The organism is Alkalicoccus luteus (genome assembly GCF_012034335.1).
Lineage (GTDB): Bacteria > Bacillota > Bacilli > Bacillales > Salisediminibacteriaceae > Alkalicoccus > Alkalicoccus luteus_A.
The window spans coordinates 47,675-66,387 of the sequence record NZ_JAATHJ010000018.1 but is presented as its reverse complement, the minus strand read 5'-3'; the positions used below and the strand labels follow the sequence as shown (position 1 = coordinate 66,387).

General features: G+C 52.3%; 15 protein-coding genes. 9 read left to right on the top strand and 6 right to left on the bottom strand.

Annotated features, from left to right (window positions below; translation table 11 throughout):
* The first annotated feature begins 133 nt into the window (after positions 1-133).
* The 6 genes from HCN83_RS11855 (at position 134) to HCN83_RS11830 (ending at position 8,810) form a co-directional block, all read left to right on the top strand.
* On the top strand, positions 134-1,711 hold the full coding sequence (locus HCN83_RS11855) for a GGDEF domain-containing response regulator (protein ID WP_168007559.1): 1,578 nt from the start codon (positions 134-136) through the stop codon (positions 1,709-1,711).
* Positions 1,711-2,748, top strand: a complete 1,038-nt coding sequence (locus tag HCN83_RS11850) for a HEAT repeat domain-containing protein (RefSeq protein ID WP_168007558.1) — start codon at positions 1,711-1,713, stop codon at positions 2,746-2,748. The genes HCN83_RS11855 and HCN83_RS11850 overlap by 1 nt, the downstream gene beginning before the upstream one ends.
* On the top strand, positions 2,745-4,172 hold the full coding sequence (locus HCN83_RS11845; RefSeq protein WP_168007557.1) for a glycosyltransferase family 2 protein: 1,428 nt from the start codon (positions 2,745-2,747) through the stop codon (positions 4,170-4,172). Before HCN83_RS11850 ends, HCN83_RS11845 begins: the two co-directional genes overlap by 4 nt.
* Before the next feature lie 2 nt (positions 4,173-4,174).
* Positions 4,175-4,528 (top strand): response regulator transcription factor, encoded by a 354-nt coding sequence (locus tag HCN83_RS11840; protein WP_168007556.1) that lies wholly within the window; start codon positions 4,175-4,177, stop codon positions 4,526-4,528.
* The gene (locus tag HCN83_RS11835; protein WP_168007554.1) at positions 4,525-7,305 is read left to right on the top strand and encodes an ATP-binding protein; all 2,781 of its coding nucleotides are present in this window, start codon (positions 4,525-4,527) and stop codon (positions 7,303-7,305) included. Before HCN83_RS11840 ends, HCN83_RS11835 begins: the two co-directional genes overlap by 4 nt.
* 752 nt (positions 7,306-8,057) lie before the next feature.
* Entirely contained in the window at positions 8,058-8,810 is a 753-nt protein-coding gene (locus HCN83_RS11830) for an SDR family NAD(P)-dependent oxidoreductase (RefSeq protein WP_168007552.1), read from the top strand.
* 94 nt (positions 8,811-8,904) lie between these two features.
* On the opposite strand, the gene HCN83_RS11825 is transcribed toward HCN83_RS11830, so the two are convergent.
* The 3 genes from HCN83_RS11825 to queF form a co-directional block, all read right to left on the bottom strand.
* Entirely contained in the window at positions 8,905-9,603 is a 699-nt protein-coding gene (locus tag HCN83_RS11825; protein ID WP_168007551.1) for a DUF429 domain-containing protein, read from the bottom strand.
* The gene (locus tag HCN83_RS11820) at positions 9,600-11,120 is read right to left on the bottom strand and encodes a cryptochrome/photolyase family protein (protein WP_168007550.1); all 1,521 of its coding nucleotides are present in this window, start codon (positions 11,118-11,120) and stop codon (positions 9,600-9,602) included. Before HCN83_RS11820 ends, HCN83_RS11825 begins: the two co-directional genes overlap by 4 nt.
* A 1,072-nt stretch (positions 11,121-12,192) precedes the next feature.
* Positions 12,193-12,681, bottom strand: coding sequence for a preQ(1) synthase (gene queF, locus HCN83_RS11815; protein ID WP_168007549.1), 489 nt, complete (start codon positions 12,679-12,681; stop codon positions 12,193-12,195).
* Between the two features lie 127 nt (positions 12,682-12,808).
* Between queF and fdhD the strand changes: the two genes are divergently transcribed.
* The 3 genes from fdhD to HCN83_RS11800 all read left to right on the top strand — a co-directional run bounded on the left by fdhD (position 12,809) and on the right by HCN83_RS11800 (position 16,754).
* Positions 12,809-13,609 carry a formate dehydrogenase accessory sulfurtransferase FdhD gene (gene fdhD / locus HCN83_RS11810; RefSeq protein ID WP_168007548.1) on the top strand — a complete coding sequence of 267 codons (801 nt, stop codon included), beginning with the start codon at positions 12,809-12,811 and terminating at the stop codon, positions 13,607-13,609.
* Positions 13,610-13,841: 232 nt separating this feature from the next.
* Positions 13,842-15,026: a class I SAM-dependent rRNA methyltransferase gene (locus tag HCN83_RS11805; protein WP_168007547.1), complete on the top strand. Its 1,185-nt coding sequence runs from the start codon at positions 13,842-13,844 to the stop codon at positions 15,024-15,026.
* 132 nt (positions 15,027-15,158) lie between these two features.
* Positions 15,159-16,754: a glutamine--tRNA ligase/YqeY domain fusion protein gene (locus tag HCN83_RS11800; RefSeq protein WP_246238216.1), complete on the top strand. Its 1,596-nt coding sequence runs from the start codon at positions 15,159-15,161 to the stop codon at positions 16,752-16,754.
* A 182-nt stretch (positions 16,755-16,936) separates the two neighbouring features.
* Here the strand turns inward: HCN83_RS11800 and HCN83_RS11795 are convergent, their stop codons facing one another.
* The 3 genes from HCN83_RS11795 to HCN83_RS11785 form a co-directional block, all read right to left on the bottom strand.
* Positions 16,937-17,602, bottom strand: coding sequence for a type 1 glutamine amidotransferase domain-containing protein (locus tag HCN83_RS11795; protein WP_168007545.1), 666 nt, complete (start codon positions 17,600-17,602; stop codon positions 16,937-16,939).
* A gap of 65 nt (positions 17,603-17,667) precedes the next feature.
* Positions 17,668-18,366 carry an aspartate/glutamate racemase family protein gene (locus HCN83_RS11790; protein WP_168007544.1) on the bottom strand — a complete coding sequence of 233 codons (699 nt, stop codon included), beginning with the start codon at positions 18,364-18,366 and terminating at the stop codon, positions 17,668-17,670.
* Entirely contained in the window at positions 18,353-18,700 is a 348-nt protein-coding gene (locus HCN83_RS11785) for a PilZ domain-containing protein (RefSeq protein ID WP_168007543.1), read from the bottom strand. The genes HCN83_RS11790 and HCN83_RS11785 overlap by 14 nt, the downstream gene beginning before the upstream one ends.
* Positions 18,701-18,713: the final 13 nt, after the last annotated feature.

Sequence of the window (18,713 nt, the reverse complement as noted above, 5' to 3'; positions counted from 1 at the left end):
TGATAAACTGATGTAGCAAGTGGCAGAACCTCCTCGTGTTTGTCTCGACAACTTTCACGATAAAGGATCTGCCACTTGTTTTCATTTCATCTGCTTAAGTGTCAACTACACTTCGTGGTGATGAGCCTTACACATGGAAAAATACCAGAAAATGGTGTACGACCGAATTGAAAAAACGCTGGAGCTCTGGGAGCAGTCCGGAGAAATCCGGGAAGAAGAGCTCTACCGCTTTTTTCACAATGTGAAAGGAACAGCTGGAACGGTCGGAATGACCGACGTATACGAAACCGCATCCTCCCGCCTGGAAGATCTGTCAGAAACGGGGCAGACCGTACTGCTGAGAGCGTCGTGGAAGCCGATGATTGAAGAGCTTATGCCGAGCCGGGAAAAGCCGGTATTGAAAGATCCTGAACCTGCTTCAGAAGAGGAAGCGCCTTTTATTCTCGTGATTGATGACGACGTGGAATTTATTGCGTACGTAAAAGAGATGCTGGAAACAAACGGCTATCAGGCGCTGCTTGCGATGACCGGGGAAAAGGGCGTGGAGATGTTTTACGAATTCCGCCCAAAGCTCGTTATTCTCGACGCATCTATGCCGAAGATTGATGGGGAAAGCGTCTTTTCGCACATCCGGGAAAAGGCCGTAAGCGACTTTACTCCGGTCGTGCTGCTGGGCTCCGAAACCGGGCTCAATGAGCGGATCAGCGCCTATGAGCAGGGTGCGATGGATTTTATCAGTAAGCCGCTGTATCAGGAGCTGTTCTTCCCATTTTTAAAAAACCGGCTGCAGCTGCAGGAGCGGATCTGGAGCTCCTCGCTTCAGGATGAATTGACCGGTGCCAAAAACCGGAAGCGGCTGTTTCAGGACATGAGCGTGCTTCAGGAAAAGAATGCCTCGTTCTCACTTGTTCTCTGCGATCTTGATTTTTTCAAAAAAATAAACGATACATACGGGCACAGCACTGGCGATGAAGCCCTGCGCCTGTTTGTTAATGAAACAGAAGCACTGCTCGGGGCTGGAGAAAACCTGTACCGCTACGGCGGGGAGGAGTTTATCGTCATCATGGAAGACGCCGGACCGGAGCAGGCAGAATATCGAATGGAGCAGCTTCGGGAAAGACTGAAAGAGCGTCCGCTGGAAAACGGCGTCAAGCTTGGTTTTTCTGCCGGCGTAGCAGTCCCGGAAAAGGAATCGTTTCATCCGGAGGGTCTGCTCGAAAAAGCGGATCAGGCGCTTTATTACGCAAAGCGGCACGGGCGCGCCAGAACCGTTCACTATCGGGAAGGGCTTGCTGATGCAGTGGAGCAAGGGGTCGTGCATATTATCGTCGTTGATGATGATGAAATTGTCCGCGACATGCTGCGGCAGTATATGCAGCGCAGACCTGAGCTTGCCGGTAAAGTCGTCCGCTTTCGCAGCTATCCGGACGGGGCAGCCTTTATCGAAGACAGCTGGTACCGGGAGAACGACTATTATTTCCTGCTGCTGGACGGCATGATGCCGAAGCTGGACGGCATCGACGTGCTTACAGAGGTGCGGAACACCTACCCGAAAGACCGGATTCTCGTTTCGATGCTGACAGCGAGAAAAAGTGAGGCGGAAATTGCACGAGCGCTGGAGCTTGGCGCAGACGATTATATGGTGAAACCTTTCCGTGTCCGGGAAGTGGCTGCACGTATGACAAGATTGATGGAGAGGGTGTTTGCCTGATGATGTGGGCAGTGTGGTTGATCGTGATTTTTGTTGTTCTGCAGCTGGTGCTGCTCGTTTACTTGCTATTGATGAAATCACGCGCCCTGAAATACGAAAAAGCGCTGCAGCATCACTATGAGCAGGTGCTTCCTCAGATGGTGTCTTACGCCTCCGGAGAAAAACAGCATCTGCCCGAGTTTCCATCCGGGCATCATTTAAAAACGGCGATCATTGAAAAAGTGCTCGACCGGCTTGCGACGATTACGGAAAACACCGGGGAACAGGCTCGGCTCCAGCAGTTTGCTGAACAGGAGCTTTTGCCGGTATATAAAAAGCGTCTCCGCAAAGGCAACTGGGCAGAGCGCATGAATACGCTCTATTTTATTGAGGATCTTCAGTTAAGTCAGATGGCAGACGCGGTGGATGCTCATATTAACCGGCTGCGGCCGGGCACAGAGGAACACCGGCAGGCGGTGAGAACCCTTGCTACACTCGGACATACAGGAGCGGTGGATGAGCTGCTGCGGGAAGAAGTATCCGGAACCGTTTTCCGAAAAGAAATTTTACGCAGGCTTCCAGAAGAAGAGCTTCGTCACCTTGTGAACCGTCTGGATGCAGATAACCATCCCGAGCTGTATCAAGCGCTGCTCGTTCATGTCGGCGAACGGGGGCTTCTGGAATTTCTGCCGGACGTTGAGCGCGCGTTATCTCACTCCAATATGGAAGTGCGTCTTAAAGCGATGAAAAGCATTGGCGCCTATCAGTATATGAATCAGCCAGAGCTGATTCACCCGTTTTTCCATTCCGAACACTGGGAGGAGCGGATGTTTGCCTGCAAAACGGCTGCGGTGCTTTCTCTTGAGAACCGGCGGGAAGAGCTGCTTGAGCTGCTTGCCGACCGGGAGTGGTGGGTACGCTACGCCGCAGCAGAAGCACTGCAAAGCTTCTCAGACGGAGAAATTCTGCTCGAATACGCACGGCATAATCATGAAGATCGCTTTGCGCGGGACATGGCAGCTCGAACGCTGACGGCAAAAGCGGAAGGAGAGCGATGACGATGGAAATACTATCACTTCTGCTGACAATCACAGGCTATATGATCATCGCCTACATGCTCGTAGTGGGCGGTATTTATCTCATTTTATTTTTTATGTCCATGCCAAAAATCCGCCGGGAACATGGTCTGGACCGAGATGAGCCGATCGAGGAGCTGACGGAGAGCGAGGATACGTATCCGGTCTCGGTGCTGGTCCCTGCCTATAACGAGGAGCTTGGCGTTGTATCGACCGTCCGCTCGCTGCTCGCACTGAAATATCCGGAGTTTGAAATCATCGTCATTAACGACGGCTCCAAAGACAAAACGAATGAAAAAATGCTGACGTCATTTAACATGGAAAAAGTAAACTCACCGATCCGGCAGCATTTTCCGACAGCTGATGTGAATCACGTCTACCGTTCCCGTACGCACCAGAACGTCTGGCTGCTGGAAAAAGAAAACGGCGGAAAAGCCGATGCGCTGAATGCGGGCATTAACTTTTCCAGGTATCCGTATTTTGCGGCCATCGACGGGGATTCAATTTTAGAGCGGGACGCACTTCTGAAAACGATGAAGCCGATCATCGACTCAAACGGCGGCGTTACGTGCACCGGGGGAACGGTCCGGATTGCAAATGGATCGGAAATCCGCCGCAGCGTCGTCGAAAAGATTGCGCTGCCGAAGCAGCCGCTTGCGATTATGCAGATCGTCGAATATTTCCGCGCGTTTCTGATCGGCCGTCTCGGGCTCAGCCGGGTCAACGTTCTGCTGATCATTTCAGGCGCGTTCGGCGTTTTTGAAAAGCAGCGTGTCATCCGTGCCGGCGGGTACGAAACGAAAACGATCGGCGAGGATATGGAGTTGATCGTACGCCTGCATAAAATGCTCAAAGATGAAAAATCGACCCAGCGGATTGAATACATTCAGGATCCGGTCTGCTGGACGGAAGCTCCATCAGACGTGAAATCGCTGAAATCCCAGCGGATCCGCTGGCAAAAAGGGCTAGCGCAGACGCTCTGGCGCCATAAGAAAATGATGTTCAACCCGAAATATAAAGGCATCGGACTGTTTTCCATGCCGTACTATTTCTTCGTGGAACTGCTCAGCTCCGTATTCGAGTTTCTCGGTTATTTTATTATCATTGCCGGACTCGTATTCGGTCTGGTCAATCCGGAAGTGACGACGCTCATGATCATTGTCACCATCCTTTATGGATCATTGCTCTCAGCGCTTGCCGTACTGCTGGAAGAGTGGACGTATCACAAGTACCGGGACATGAAGAGCATCCTCGTGCTCTACTTCTGGGCGCTCACCGAGTCATTCTGGTTCCGTCCGTTCATGGTCTGGTGCCGCGTCGTCGGCCTGTTCTCCGTGATGAAGAAAAAGCAGACATGGGGCGACATGAAGCGTAAAGGAATCGAAGAGGAACAGAAAGGAGCCTGATGATGAAGCGAATACTAGTAGCAGACGATGAAGAAATTCTCCGCATGCTGATCACGGACACGCTGGAGGATCTCGGCCACGATATTACAGAAGCAGAAGATGGGGCGGATGCGCTGAGAAAGCTAGGGGAAGCCCCGTTTGATCTGCTTGTCGTCGACTATATGATGCCGGAGAAGACAGGTCTGGAAGTGCTGCAGCAATTAACAGACGAACAGCGGAATATGCCGGTTATCATGCTTACAGCCAAAGCGCAGGAACAGGACCGCGAGCGGGCTTTAGCAGCCGGGGCCGACTATTTTATGGCAAAGCCGTTCAGTCCGGAAGAGCTGGAAGCGTTGGTGGAGGATATTTTATGAAAAACCGGTCTATCCGCGCAAGCTACATTCGGAAGTCTGCGCTGTTCATTGCCGCTGTTCTCGTTGTGACGGCTGCAGTGACAGGGTATCTGATGTACGACCAGAATCAAAGTGAAGAAGCACAGAAACAGCTTTCAGAACGGTATGAGGCAGTAGATGCTGTGTCAGAGCGCCTGAATGAACTGTTTTTTCATTCGAGATCCTACTACGCTTATCAAAATGAAGATGACCTGCGAAGCGCACAGCTGGATCTGCGGGCGCTGTCTGTCGGTCTCGACCGGATGGAAGAGCTGGAGCTGAGTGAAGAAGAACGCCGGTTTGCGCTCGAACTTCGTTCCTTTCTGATCGACTATGAAACAGACATCCTGCCGACCGCCGCCGCGCTTGTGGCAGCCGATGATTACGAAGGACTGCGCAGCTTCGGCCAGGAAGGCTCGGTCGCCCAGATTAACGGCCTCTTCGATCAAGCGTCCGAGCTGCGGAATACGGTGTTTGCCGACTTGCAGCAGGAATACGAATCGGCGCTTGATGAGAGCACGACAAACCTGCTGCTCTCCTTCGCCTTTGGAATGCTTGTGTTTTTTGCTATCTTGTTTATGTCGCAGCGCCTGCTCCGGCAGCTGATCGTTCCGGTAGAGGAACTGACGGAAGCCTCCGATAAACTGGCTGAAGGAGAAACGATTGACATAGAAGCAGCCTCCCGCCATGACGAGCTTGGGGTGCTTGGAAGGTCCTTTATGAACATGGCCTCCTCCCTGCAGCAGAACGAGGAGGAAATGCAAGCGCAGAATGAAGAATTGAAAGCCCAGCAGGATTCGCTGCAGGATCTGCTGGAAGAAGCAGATAAGGAAAAGCGTAAAGTGGACCGGTTCAGTCTGCTGAACGAGACGATGTCAACGCGTCTGGATCGTCAGGAGCTGCTGGATGCCGTTTTTGCATACGTAAACGAGCTGTATCCGAGTGACCGCAGCATGTTCTGCATGATGGATACGCTTGATTTCCGGGCAGCTAACATGACCGGAACGATGATCGAGTCGTGGCAGCAGGCGGATAAGACGATGTGGGTGCAAAGGCTGACAGATGATAAGCGGGTCATCATTACACGGCCCGCTGAGGAGTCAGATAAAGGCATCGCGCCGGCAGCTGAGATAACCGATTATTACACCGCTGTCAAAGACGCAGAAGGACATATTTATGCGATTTTTGCTGCAACAAACATCGGCAGCCGTTTTTCAGAAGAAGAAATGGAAGAGATTGAGGCACTGATGAGCCACGTTGGCATCGGCCTGCAGCGGGTGCTGATACACGAAGAAATCGCCAAATCGCGGAAGCTGAGTCAAAAAATTCTCGATACAGTGAACGAGGGCATTCAGCTGATCGGCCATGACGGAACTTGCCTGCAGGAGAACCGGGCTGCAGCGGAACTGATCCAGGGCGAATGGCCGGAGAGCCTGCTTCAAATCGTCGATGAACCAGAAGAGCTGGAAAAATTCATAGAAGGCATGATCAGTCAGGAGTCAGCAGGCTCTGCTTCCCATGAATTTACGATGCAGCACGGTGAATCATCCGTGGTGTACAGCGTATACAGCACGCCTGTCTTTGACGAAAATCAGCGCATCGGTACGATTTTCGTCTATCGGGACCGCACGAGAGAATCCGAGCTCGACCGCATGAAATCCGAGCTCGTCAGCACGGTAAGTCATGAACTGCGCACGCCGCTCTCCAGCGTACTCGGCTTTACCGAACTGCTGCTGAAAAAGGAACTGAAGCCTGAACGCCAGAAAAAATACATCACGACTATTCACAAAGAAGCGAAGCGGCTGACGAATCTGATTAACGATTTCCTTGATCTGCAGCGGATGGAATCCGGCAGCCAGCCGTACCGGATGGAAAACGTCCAGCTTGATCAGCTCGTGCTTGAGACGATCTACCAGTTCCGCCACGTGGCAACGCACGAGCTGCTGTTTGAAGATACGGCAGGCGGAGCAGCGGTTCAGGCAGACGGGGAACGAATGCAGCAGGTGCTGACGAATTTAATCAGCAATGCCGTCAAGTTTTCCCCTGCAGGCGGGAAAGTAAAAGTAACGCTTGCAGCAAAGGATGACACACTGCAGCTGAGTGTATCAGATGAAGGACTCGGCATTCCTGAATCGGAAAAAGCGAGACTCTTCCAGAAGTTTCAGCGAATTGATCAGAGCGACCGCCGCAACATTGGCGGAACTGGTCTAGGGCTTGCAATCTGCCGGGAAATTGTAGAAAAGCACGGCGGCCGTATCTCGGTCGAATCAGAAGAGGGAAAAGGCTCTGTGTTTAACGTTGAACTGCCGCTTCGGGAAAGCGGTCAGGCTGTAGACGGGCGGGAGCAGGCTGCAAACGGGGAGACTGTTTTCATCGTAGAAGACGATGCAAGCCTCGCGCTCCTGTTATCAGAGGAACTCAAGACAAACGGCTACCGGGTCGTCCATTATATGCATGTGGACAGTGCGCTCAGCGCCATGAAAGAAAATCCGCCGTCTGCGGCTGTGATCGACCTTATGCTCGGTGAAGGCGGAAACGGGTGGGACCTGGTTCAGCGGATGAAGCAGGATCCGGCAACTAAAGACATTCCAATTGTTATTTCCTCTGCACTTGATGAAGCAGAGGAGAAGACGGAGGAGTTCGGGATCACACGCTATCTGACTAAGCCTTATCCACCTGAAAGGCTGAGCCGGGCAGTGATGGAACATGCAGGAGGAAACGGGGACATTCTCTTCCCTGAACAAAATCCGCCCAGTTGAATAACAAAAACCGGCGATCGTTTATGGATCGCCGGTTTTCAGAGTGTCAATAAAGCCATTTTAGGTGAATAACGTTGCATCTGCCTGTATCTGCGGACACTCGCTTTCCGGAGGGAACGGGCTCAGCTAACCGCTTCCTTCTTCCGTCGGAAGCGCTGGATCTTCGCCTCGTTCTGATCCTCCAGGAGTCGAGGTCCTTCGATGTCGGCAGCTGGCAGTGCGTTTCACGTACCTGGTTAGGACTGCACGATCGGCTTCCATACAGATAGAACCTTCCCGATGAGACGTTTCAATGGTGAACAGGGGTGTCAGGGCTTCATCGGATTCATACAAACGGAAAAAAAGCAGTCGCGTCTGCCTATCGTGACGTTGTTATCCAAGAATCAGAGCCGTTTTCCCGGTGTGTCCGGCGTGCCCGTGGAATCAGCGCAGTCTAAAGATTCCGTGCCGTTCAGATCTGCGAACGGCATCAAGGCATACAGGGGTCACCCTGAGAAATAGCTGAAGACAAGCCCGCGGCAGGTTCGGTAAGCAGAGAGGAAATACAACCAAACGAATAAACATGTAAGTTGAAAGACTTTTTCAACAGCCTGAAAACCGGCGATCGTTTATGGATCGCCGGTTTTATTATTCCAGCCTTATTAAAAATTCTCAAAAGTGGACTACATAATATCACATATCAATCAGGTTTAGTTATACATAGATTGGGAATATATTAAACGAAAGGTCAACAACACTGGAGGCAGATAAGAATGGAAAACTTTGAAGGAAAGGTCGTTCTCGTGAATGGCGGGACTTCTGGAATCGGTGCAGAAGCCGTAAAACAGTTCGCCGAACGTGGTGCAACGGTCTATTTTACAGGCAGGCGGGAAGAAGAAGGAAAATCCGTGGAGCAGGAAGCCGGAAGCACTGCCCACTTTCATAAAGTCGACAACACGAATCGTCAGGAAGTAGCTGATTTTTTTGAGAACCTGTTGGAAAAAGAGGAGAAGATCGATATTCTGTTCAATAACTCCGGTGTTCTCTCACTTGGAAGCGGGCCCCTCGCACGGGTAAAAGAGGAAGACTGGGATGAGCTCATTGCAGTGAACCAGACCGCATTGTTTCTGTACATGAAGTATACGCTTCAGCAGATGCAGAAGCAGAAATCCGGTGCGATCATTAACAACGCCGCTATCCTCGGTAACGACAAGGTGAATCCGATGCTTCCGGCATACAGCGGAACGAAGGCGGCAGTAAAAGCGATGACGAAAAGCACGGCCCTCCGTTTTGCGAGACAGGGCATTCGCGTCAACTGCATTTCCCCTGGTCCGACGAAGACAAAGCTTGCAGTTAAAGCTTACGGCAACGAAGAATCCTTTGATAAAGCATCGAAGGAAGCGCCGCGCGGGTCCTATGCCGATCCGTCTGAAATCGTCGCGGCGGTCCGGTTTTTAGCTTCAGATGCTGCTTCTTATGTAATCGGCACCGAGCTCGTCGTTGACGGCGGGTACTCGTTGAAATAGATCGACCCGGGAGAGAAACCGCGGACTTTCCGGGTCCTCATATGGCACTTAATTCAGAAAGGCTGCTCCGGTATTCACTGTGGAGCAGCCTTTCTTATGAACGAAAATGGACAATCATCATGTTCATTTGCCGGCCCCCGGAATCGAAGCGCGGATCCGGGTCAAGCGGTTCCCGGTTCAGACCAGGATGCGATGCGCATAAAGACAATACGCAGGCGTCCAGCAGATCATCTGCTGCAAAGGCAGAGCGCGGATACTGCTGCAGGACGTCCGCAACAAAGCTGCGGACGTCAGGATCAAGCGTTTCGAGCAGTCTGATCCGGTCTTCGCGACCGTCAGGCTGCTTCTTTTTTGACAAAACAGGCCCCCCGTTTAAAGAGGCAAATAGAAGCTCCGGGTGGGCCTCGGTTAAGGAAAGCGCGTCAGCCGTCTCGCGAGCTTCGGCTATTTTAGGCAGCAGAAACCAGCTTTGCTTCTGCAGGCCGGAGCCGGTCAGCTGCTTATGAAGGGCATTTGCTTCCGGGTACGAATCTGCAGCGAGTATGTCTTCCACCGGAACAGGAAATACCGTGGAGCCGCGTCCGGGAAGCCGTTTCCGGGCAAGCTTTTCTGTCGGGCGCGGATAGCTGCCAGCAGAGGGAAGCCCGATCGGAATATCGATCCAAACAGCCTCATACGTGTTACAGGGAAGCTGCGTCAGCCTTTCGATAAGGGATGCTCCGGTTAGCTTGCCGTCCTCCGAGCTGACAAGGATCCAGCCCGTGCGGCAGCCGTCAAGACCTGCCGCCTTCACAGCTTGCCCTCCTTCATGCGCTTCATGTTCAGCTTGACGGTGTCCTTCTGCTGCTTCGTATCCTCTTCGCTGCGATTATCCACGTGTTTATAAATCATGCCCATACGCTGGTTGCTGCGGAAACGGTCTTCGTGCCGCTCAAGAAAATCCCAGTACAGCGAATGAAACGGACAGGCGTCCTCGCCGTACTTTTCTTTCACATTGTAGCGGCAGTCGCCGCAGTAGCGGCTCATTTTTTGAATGTAGTTACCGCTCGATACGTACGGTTTCGTCGACATCAGGCCGCCGTCCGCATACAGCGCCATGCCAAGTACGTTCGAGAGTACGACCCAGTCGTGCGCATCTACATACATTTCATTAAACCAGTCGGACACCTGCTTCGGTTCAATGCCGGCGAGGTTTGCAAAGTTGCCTAACACCATCAGCCGCTGAATGTGGTGGCTGTAGCCGTGATCCACGACCGCACCGGTGCACTCCTTCAAGCAGTTCATGTCCGTATCAGCCGTCCAGTAGAAGTCGGGCAGATCACGCGTATGATTCAGTTCATTCGTTTTCTCATAATCCGGCATTTTACGAAGGTAAATGCCGCGGATATACTCCCGCCAGCCGATAATCTGCCGAATAAATCCTTCTACGGCGTTGAGCGGGGCCTTTTCATCATGATAGGCCTGCTCCGCTCTGCGTACAACATCGAGCGGGTCGAGCAGAGAGTTGTTAATTGACGTCGACAGCAGGGAATGAGCCATAAACGGATCTCCGGGAATCATCGCATCCTGATAATCACCGAACAGCTCGAGTCGATTTTTCATGAAATCTTCCAGAAAATCCTCTGCGTCATCGGCTGTGACCGGATAATGAAACGGCTCCAGCTTGCCGTAGGTGTCTGGGAATGTCTTCTCGACGTCCTTCATCACATCTTTCGTGATTTGATCGGGCTTCGGCCAGGAAGGGTCTGGAAATTCCATGTCTTTTTTCGGCTTTTTGCGGTTGTCCGCATCGTAGCTCCATTTACCGCCAATCGGTTTTTTCTGCTTCGTCAGCAGTACATCCATGTCTTTGCGAAACTTGCGGTAAAGCTTGTCCATTTGCCAGTTCTCATCGTCTGGAAGAAGCGATTCCCATTCATCGCGTCCGATTAAAAATCCGCCTTCCTCCGTTGTATGCACGTCCGTATCTTTCTGCGCATTAACCCATTTCCGCACGTCTTCGCCGCGGTGGTAGTCCGTCGGCTCGTGCAGATAGAGCTCCTTCGGCCGGTACTGATTGATATGCTTGTCGAGTCCTTCTGAAAACGTATCGGCGGTCCGGTAATCCACCTTGTAGCCTTTTTCCTCCAGCTCCTCTTTGAAATGGCGCATAATCGAGAAAATAAGGACGAGCTTTTGCTTATGATACCCTTTCCACAGTTCCTTTGAATGCTCCTCAACGAGCAGTACCGTATCCTTTTCTTTATCAAACGATTCGAACCAGGGCTGCCGGAGCGAGCACTGATGACCCATCAGCCAAAGCGTTGCCAACATAACCGCCTCCTTCTCCTTTCTCCATACCCCATCCATCCCTCTGCAATCCGTTCATTGGTATATGTAATCGAAAGACTCATCACAAATGACAGCACAAGGTCCTGAACCAGCAGGGAAGGAGGAAACAAAAAAGCCGCCCAAATAGGCGGCTTCAGAGTGTTGAAAAAGTCAATTTATTTACATGTTTATTCATGTTGGTACAATCCTTCTTCGCTTATCTAGTCTGCCGTGGGCTTGCCTTCAGTTATTTCTAAGGGTAAATCCCTCTGTAAGAAGAGCACGGCTTCACTCGGACACAGGCTTCTCACGAGAAGCCTTTAAGACCCGGTCCGGCTCCGCACGCGCTTTTCATGCCGTTCAGGATCGAACGTCTATGAGGCTTCACTCGGACATAGGCTTCTCACGAGAAGCCTTTAAGACCCGGTCCGGCTCCGCACGCGCTTTTCATGCCGTTCAGGATCGAACGTCTATGAGGCTTCACTCGGACACAGGCTTCTCACGAGAAGCCTTTAAGACCCGGTCCGGCTCCGCACGCGCTTTTCATGCCGTTCAGGATCGAACGGCTATGAGGCTTCACTCGGACACAGGCTTCTCACGAGAAGCCTTTAAGACTCGGTCCGGCTCCGCACGCGCTTTTCATGCCGTTCAGGATCGAACGTCTATGAGGCTTCACTCGGACACAGGCTTCTCACGAGAAGCCTTCAAGAGCCAGTTCGGCTCCGCACGCGCGTTCATGCCGTTCAACGATCTGAACGGCATGGCATCTTCAGACTGTGCTATTTCCAGAGACGTCCCTGGCGAATGTTGCGAAGGGCTGGATCACTCTTCATATTAAAAAGGTCGCATAGAGACGGTAAAATCAGTATTGAATAAGCCGTGCCAATCATGAAAAGTATTCTCAACCGGACTGCCAGCTGCCAAATCGGAGGACCACGACTCCTGGAGGATCAGAACGAGGCGAAGATCCAGCGCTTCCGACACCAGGAGGAAGCGGTTAGCTAAGGCTGTTCCCTCCGGAAAGCGAGTGTCCGCAGATGCAGGCAGATACAAGGTTATTCATCTGACATGACTAGCGGTGGTCGATTGTTTCCGGGTACATGTCGTGATTCATCATGCGGTGCTCGGCCATTTTTTCATATTTCGTGCCGGGCTTGCCGTAGTTCGTGTAAGGGTCGATGGAAATGCCACCGCGCGGTGTGAATTTTCCCCAAACTTCAATGTAGCGGGGGTCCATCAGCTCCACAAGGTCATTTAAAATCGTATTCATGCAGTCTTCGTGAAAGTCACCGTGGTTGCGGAAGCTGAACAAATAAAGCTTCAGAGATTTGCTTTCCACCATGCGTTCATCTGGAATGTAGCTGATATAGACGGTCGCAAAGTCCGGCTGACCGGTTTTCGGGCAGAGGCTCGTAAACTCCGGGCAGTTAAATTTAACGAAATAATCGCGGTACGTGTGGCGGTTTTCAAATGCCTCCAGAATGTCCGGATCATAGTCCATTTTGTAATCAACGTTTGTATTGCCAAGCAGCTCGACTTCTTCATCGCGGCTGTGTGCCATGCGTATCGTTCCTTTCCTGTCTGTCGTTTCGTTGTTTATCTTACATCGTCTGCGCTAATTTTGCCACCCAAAGCCGTCCGGTGCTACAATGAAAGCACATACATATTTTCAGAGAGGGGCAGCTGACATGAAGGAGACCGCATCAGAAAAAGTAAGCGGCAAGCGGGTGATTCAGACATACGAAGGCGGCGTGCGGACTGAAAAGGAAGACGAGATTGCACTCGAAGCCCCGGTGACGATTCACGTAAACGGCGACGAGTTTGCGACGCTTCTCTGCACGCCGTCCTATATGGAGGACATGGCATACGGATTTCTTCTCTCAGAAGGCGTGATCCGTTCGGCAGACGATGTGACGCGGCTTGATATTTCGGAGGAAAAGGGAATCGTTCATGCGGACGTAAAAGAAATGCTGCCGCTTGACCGGCTCGGCGTTTCCAAGCGGGTAATCGGCTCCTGCTGCGGTAAAAGTCGTCAGTTTTATTTTGAAAACGACCGCCGTACCGCAAAAACGGTTTCTAGCCCGGTGCGCATCCGCCCCGAACAGATTATCCGTCTTATGAAAGAGATGCAGGACGGCTCGGCCGATTTTCATGCCACCGGCGGGCTTCACAACGTCGGTCTGGCAACTGCAGATGAACTGCTCGTGACTCGCTCCGATATCGGCCGTCACAACGGGCTCGACAAGCTGTTCGGCTACAGCGTGCGCCACCGCATCAGTTTAAAGGATAAAGTGATTGTGTTCAGCGGCCGTCTCTCTTCTGAGGTGCTGCTGAAGGTGTCCAAAATCGGTGCGGGCGTCGTGCTGTCCAAGTCAGCACCGACCTCCCTGGCCCTCGATCTCGCTGACGATCTCGGCATCACGGCAGTCGGTTTTATCCGCCGTGACCGCTTCAACGTCTACACGCATGCGGAGCGGATCGAAGGCTGAGCGCGGTTGCGAAGCCGCCCGAAATATGGTAGCGTTATAGCATTCGATCCGATGGAGAGATGCTGTATGTTAACCGCCCGCTCCGTACATGTCCAACAGCAGAAGTAGCTCTGCCTGAACCGCTGTTAAAAGCTGGATCAGGGAGGGCTTACACGTATGTAACCGCAGACGCTGTACCATGTGCATGGGAGCCGTGCGGTTTTTTTGTGTTCATAATGAGAGGATGATAGACATGGAAGAAATACGACTGACCGCCCTGCCGGATACGGTAGAGCAGTATCGGGACGGGTTTCCGCTGCTTACAGAAGAAGCGGTCGGAAACCGGACTGACCTGGAAGAGGGAGAGCTGTTCACGCTGGAAGCACCGGACGGCGATTTTCTCGGTCGAGGTTATGTTGGAAAGCAGAATAAAGGAACGGGCTGGATCCTGACGAAAAAGGAAAACGAAATGATCGATGAGCAGTTTGTTTCCAAAAAGCTGATGATGGCAATCAGCCGGCGGGGGAATCTGCTTGCTTCAGAAGAGACGACCGCATTCCGTGTGTTTAACGGTGAGGGAGACGGATTTGGCGGTATTCTTATCGACTATTACGCCGGCTATTACGTCCTGCAGTTTTACAGCAAAGGCGCCTACTCGTTCCGTCAGCAGTTCATCGATATTTTAACGCAGACGATGGACCCTGTTGGCATATACGAAAAAAAACGTTTTTCAGATGAAAAAACCGAAAAGCAGAGCGACTTCGTCAGCGGCACGGAAGCCCCTGCACCGCTGTATATAAAGGAAAACGGGATGAATTTTGCCGTATACTTGGATGACGGGGCGATGACAGGTATTTTTCTCGATCAGCGTGACGTGCGGAAAACGCTGAGGGATGAATGGGCTGCAGGCAGCACGGTCCTCAATACGTTTAGCTACACAGGTGCGTTCTCAACAGCGGCGGCACTCGGAGGAGCTGTTTCAACCGTAAGCGTGGATGCAGCAAACCGCAGCCGCGAAAGAACAGCCGAGCAGTTCCGCCTGAATGAAATTGACATGGACAGCCAGAAGATTCTCGTAGATGATGTGTTCAGCTGGTTCCGCAAGGCTGCTTCACGTGAGCAGACGTACGACGTGGTCGTACTGGATCCGCCAAGCTTTGCCCGCACCAAGCAGACGACGTTTCGTGCGGCCAAAGATTACGGGCGTCTGGTAGAGGATGCGCTTGATTTGATGGAGCCGGGGTCGCTGCTTATTGCTGCCACTAATCATGCCGGACTGCCGAGGTGGCGCTTCCGCCGCCAGGTCGAACAGGCGTTTAAAGCGAAGGAGCGGCGCTTCCGTATGGAAAAGCAGTTTGCACTGCCGGACGATTTTCTCGTCAATCCGGACTATCCGGAAGGAGATTACTTGAAAGTACTGGCAATGCGAGTGCTGTAGTATCAATGTCAGCGTGATATTCTAAAAAAAGTTCGTTCGGCGGCAGAGCCTGCCGAAATGACAGAGAAGAAAGGTGATGGTACCGTGAGCGAAACACACACTCATTTTATTAAGCACATTGTGTCCAAAGATATGGAAGAAGGCGCGTACGACGAGATCGTAACGCGTTTTCCGCCGGAGCCGAACGGCTACCTGCATATCGGTCATGCCAAGTCGATCGTATTAAACTTTGAACTCGCTGATGAATTCGGCGGACGCACGAGCCTGCGATTCGATGATACGAATCCGCTGAAAGAAGACGTGGAGTACGTAAAAGCCATTAAAGAAGATATTGACTGGCTCGGTTATGAACCGGAGGAAGTCCGTTTTGCATCCGACTACTTTGAGGAGATGTATAAGCAGGCGGTGCATTTAATCAAGCAGGGGCTTGCGTACGTAGAGGACCTCTCCCAGGATGAAATCCGCAACATGCGGGGAACGCTTACAGAGCCGGGTAAGGAAAGCCCGTCCCGCTCCCGCAGCGTCGAGGAGAACCTGGAGCTGTTTGAGAAAATGCGTGCCGGTGAATTCGCTGACGGGGAGAAGGTGCTGCGGGCAAAAATTGATATGAGCTCGCCGAATATCAACCTGCGTGATCCGGTCATTTACCGAATTTCGCATACGACGCACCATAACACAGGTGATGCGTGGTGCATTTACCCGATGTACTCGTTCGCCCATCCGCTGGAAGATGCGATTGAAGGCGTGACGCACTCGATCTGCACGCTGGAGTTTGAGGATCAGCGCCCGCTCTATGACTGGGTGATTGCAAACGCCGACATGACTGCGGAACCGAAGCAGATTGAGTTTGCGCGTCTGAATCTGACCAACACTGTCATGAGCAAGCGAAAGCTCAAGCAGCTCGTCGATGAGAACATCGTAGACGGCTGGGACGATCCGCGGATGCCGACAATTTCCGGACTTCGCCGCCGCGGTTTTACGCCGGAATCTATCAAACAGTTCTGCCGGGAGATCGGGGTCTCCAAGGCGGATAACCTCGTGGATGTCCGCATGCTGGAGCATTTCCTGCGCGAGGATCTGAAGCTGAAGGCTCCGCGCACGATGGCGGTGCTTGACCCGATTAAAGTAGTGATCACCAACTATCCGGAAGGTCAGGTCGAATGGCTTCCGGCCGATATCAACCCGGAAAACGAAGAAATGGGCATGCGGGAGATCCCATTCTCACGTGAAATCTACATCGAGCGTGAAGACTTTATGGAAGACCCGCCGAAGAAATACTTCCGTCTCTATCCGGGCAATGAAGTTCGCATCAAGCATGCTTACTTTATTAAATGTGAGGACGTCATCAAGGATGAAAACGGCCGCATCACCGAGCTGCACTGCACGTATGATCCGGAGACGAAAAGCGGGTCCGGATTCAATGCACGTAAAGTGAAAGGGACGCTCCACTACGTCGAGGCAACGAGAGCTGTACCGGCAGAGTTTCGTCTTTACGAGCCGCTCATTGATGATGAGGCCGGCGGCGATTTTATGGATCACGTCAACGAAGATTCGGTCCAGGTTCACCATGGCTTCGTCGAGCCAAACATGGCTAACGTCACCGGAAACGACAAATTCCAGTTTTTCCGTCACGGCTACTTTAACGTGGATCCTAAGAAAAGCAGCGAAGACCGCCTTGTTTTCAACCGGATCGTAAGCCTGAAAAGCTCGTTTAAACTGAACGGATAAAGAAAAGCAGTCTCCAGCTGGAGGCTGCTTTTTCTCATGGGAAAAGGTGTAACCTTACAGAAACGATGGATGGTATTTAGAAAAAAGGGGCGCTGGTGCAGTCTTCACGCAGTCTGACTTGAAAACAGTTTTTACGTCAGGAAGCATGAAAAAAAGGCTGCCGCAGCAGCCTTTCTGAACGCTTAACGATTTTCAACTGCGTCGATAATTTTACGGGCGACGCTTTCACTCGACATTGGGTTTTGTCCGGTGACAAGGTTGCCGTCGCGGATGGAAAAGTCCGTCCACTTGTCGCCGCCTTCAAACTGCGCTCCTTTTTCACGAAGCGTAGATTCGAGCAGAAATGGCACAGCGCCTTCAAGCCCCATGTCGCGCTCCTCTTCATCCGTAAAGGCATTCACGCGCCGGCCTTTGACGAGCGGTGTGCCGTCGGAGAGCGTGACGTGAACGAGCGCCGTCGGTCCGTGGCAGACAGAGCCGATCACGCGGTCCTGTTCAGCGTGCTCGCGCAGCACGCGCTGCAGAAGCAGGTTATCAGGGAAATCAAATACGGTACCGTGGCCGCCAGGCAGATAGACGGCATCGTAGCCGGCGGAAACGTCATCTTCTGACAGCTTGTCCGTATTCGTAAGAATGGCCTGTGCTTCCTGCCACTCCAGATTTTCTTCTTCCGGCAGGCTGTTCGGATCGAGGGGGACCTGTCCGCCGTCGATGCTTCTTACCGTAACGTCATATCCCTGCTTAACAAACGCAGCGTAAGGGGCTGCATATTCTTCCAACCATAATCCGGTATCATTTCCGGCAATTTTATCGGAGCTTGTAACAACGATCAATACTTTTTTACCCAAATCAAAAACCTCCTTGCAGATTAGCCTCATGGACTCTACTGGCTGTTTCCCGCAAAGAGAAGATGTTAAACGCCTGACACGGCTTCGTGAAACAAGTGCTCGACGTGAGCCCGAACCGTTGAAACAGAAGGAAGGATGTGGTTCTCCGGCACGAGCTCCAGTTCGGTGCATCCGAGGAGCATGCTTGTACAGCCGGCATTACGCCCGAAGCCGGCGCACTGCGTCATCAGCTCCTGCATTTCGGACGTGACGATTCCGGAAGTCAGCTCGCTGAAGATTCGTACGTGCAGCTCCTGCTGCAGCGAGGCGGGGAGGTAAACGGATTCAATGTTCCGCTTACGAAGCGACGCATCATAAAGACGCTCTTCAACAGTAAAGGAAGTGCCGAGCACGAGAACCGCTGAGCCGGGTACCGCGGCAGCCGCAGCTTCGGTTATGGAGACAACCGGAACGCCGACGGCCTGCTGCACATCCTCAAGCCGCAGGTGGACCGTATTGGACAGGATTCCGATAAACTGCGCGCCTCCTCGCTCGAGCCGAACTGCAGAATCGGCGAGTATGCTGCCGACAGCATCCCAGTCGCCGGCATGCTGGCACGCTGCTATTTCATGAAAGGGGAGCGAATCAATCAGGCAGGGAAACGACACGCCGCTTCCAAATGTTTCCTGCGTCCGCTCCTGCAGCATACGGTAGTACAACGCGGTCGTTTCCCAGCTCATGCCCCCGATCAGACCCGCTTTCTTCAGTGCTTCAGGCTTTTGCATACATTTTCAGTGCCTTCACAACAGCCTCGCCATCGGTCGTTTCATGAAAATCAATGCCGTATACATATTCCCCGAACTCTTTTCGTTTCCAGACGATACATCCGCTCGGTTCAAGAGCAGTGTCTGCAATTGTAAAAGAAAACGTCAAATCTGTTTCGTCCGGCAGGTCAAGTGACGTGCGCAGCCGCAGCCCGCCGGCGCTTAAATCCAGCATCACACCTTTGCCCGGCTTTGACTGAAACGTCTTACCTTTTCTTCCGCTTATGAAAAAACTGGTATCGTGCGGCACGCGAAACACGTACCGGAATGGTTCCTGGCGTTTAAACGGACTCATGCTCATTCCTCCC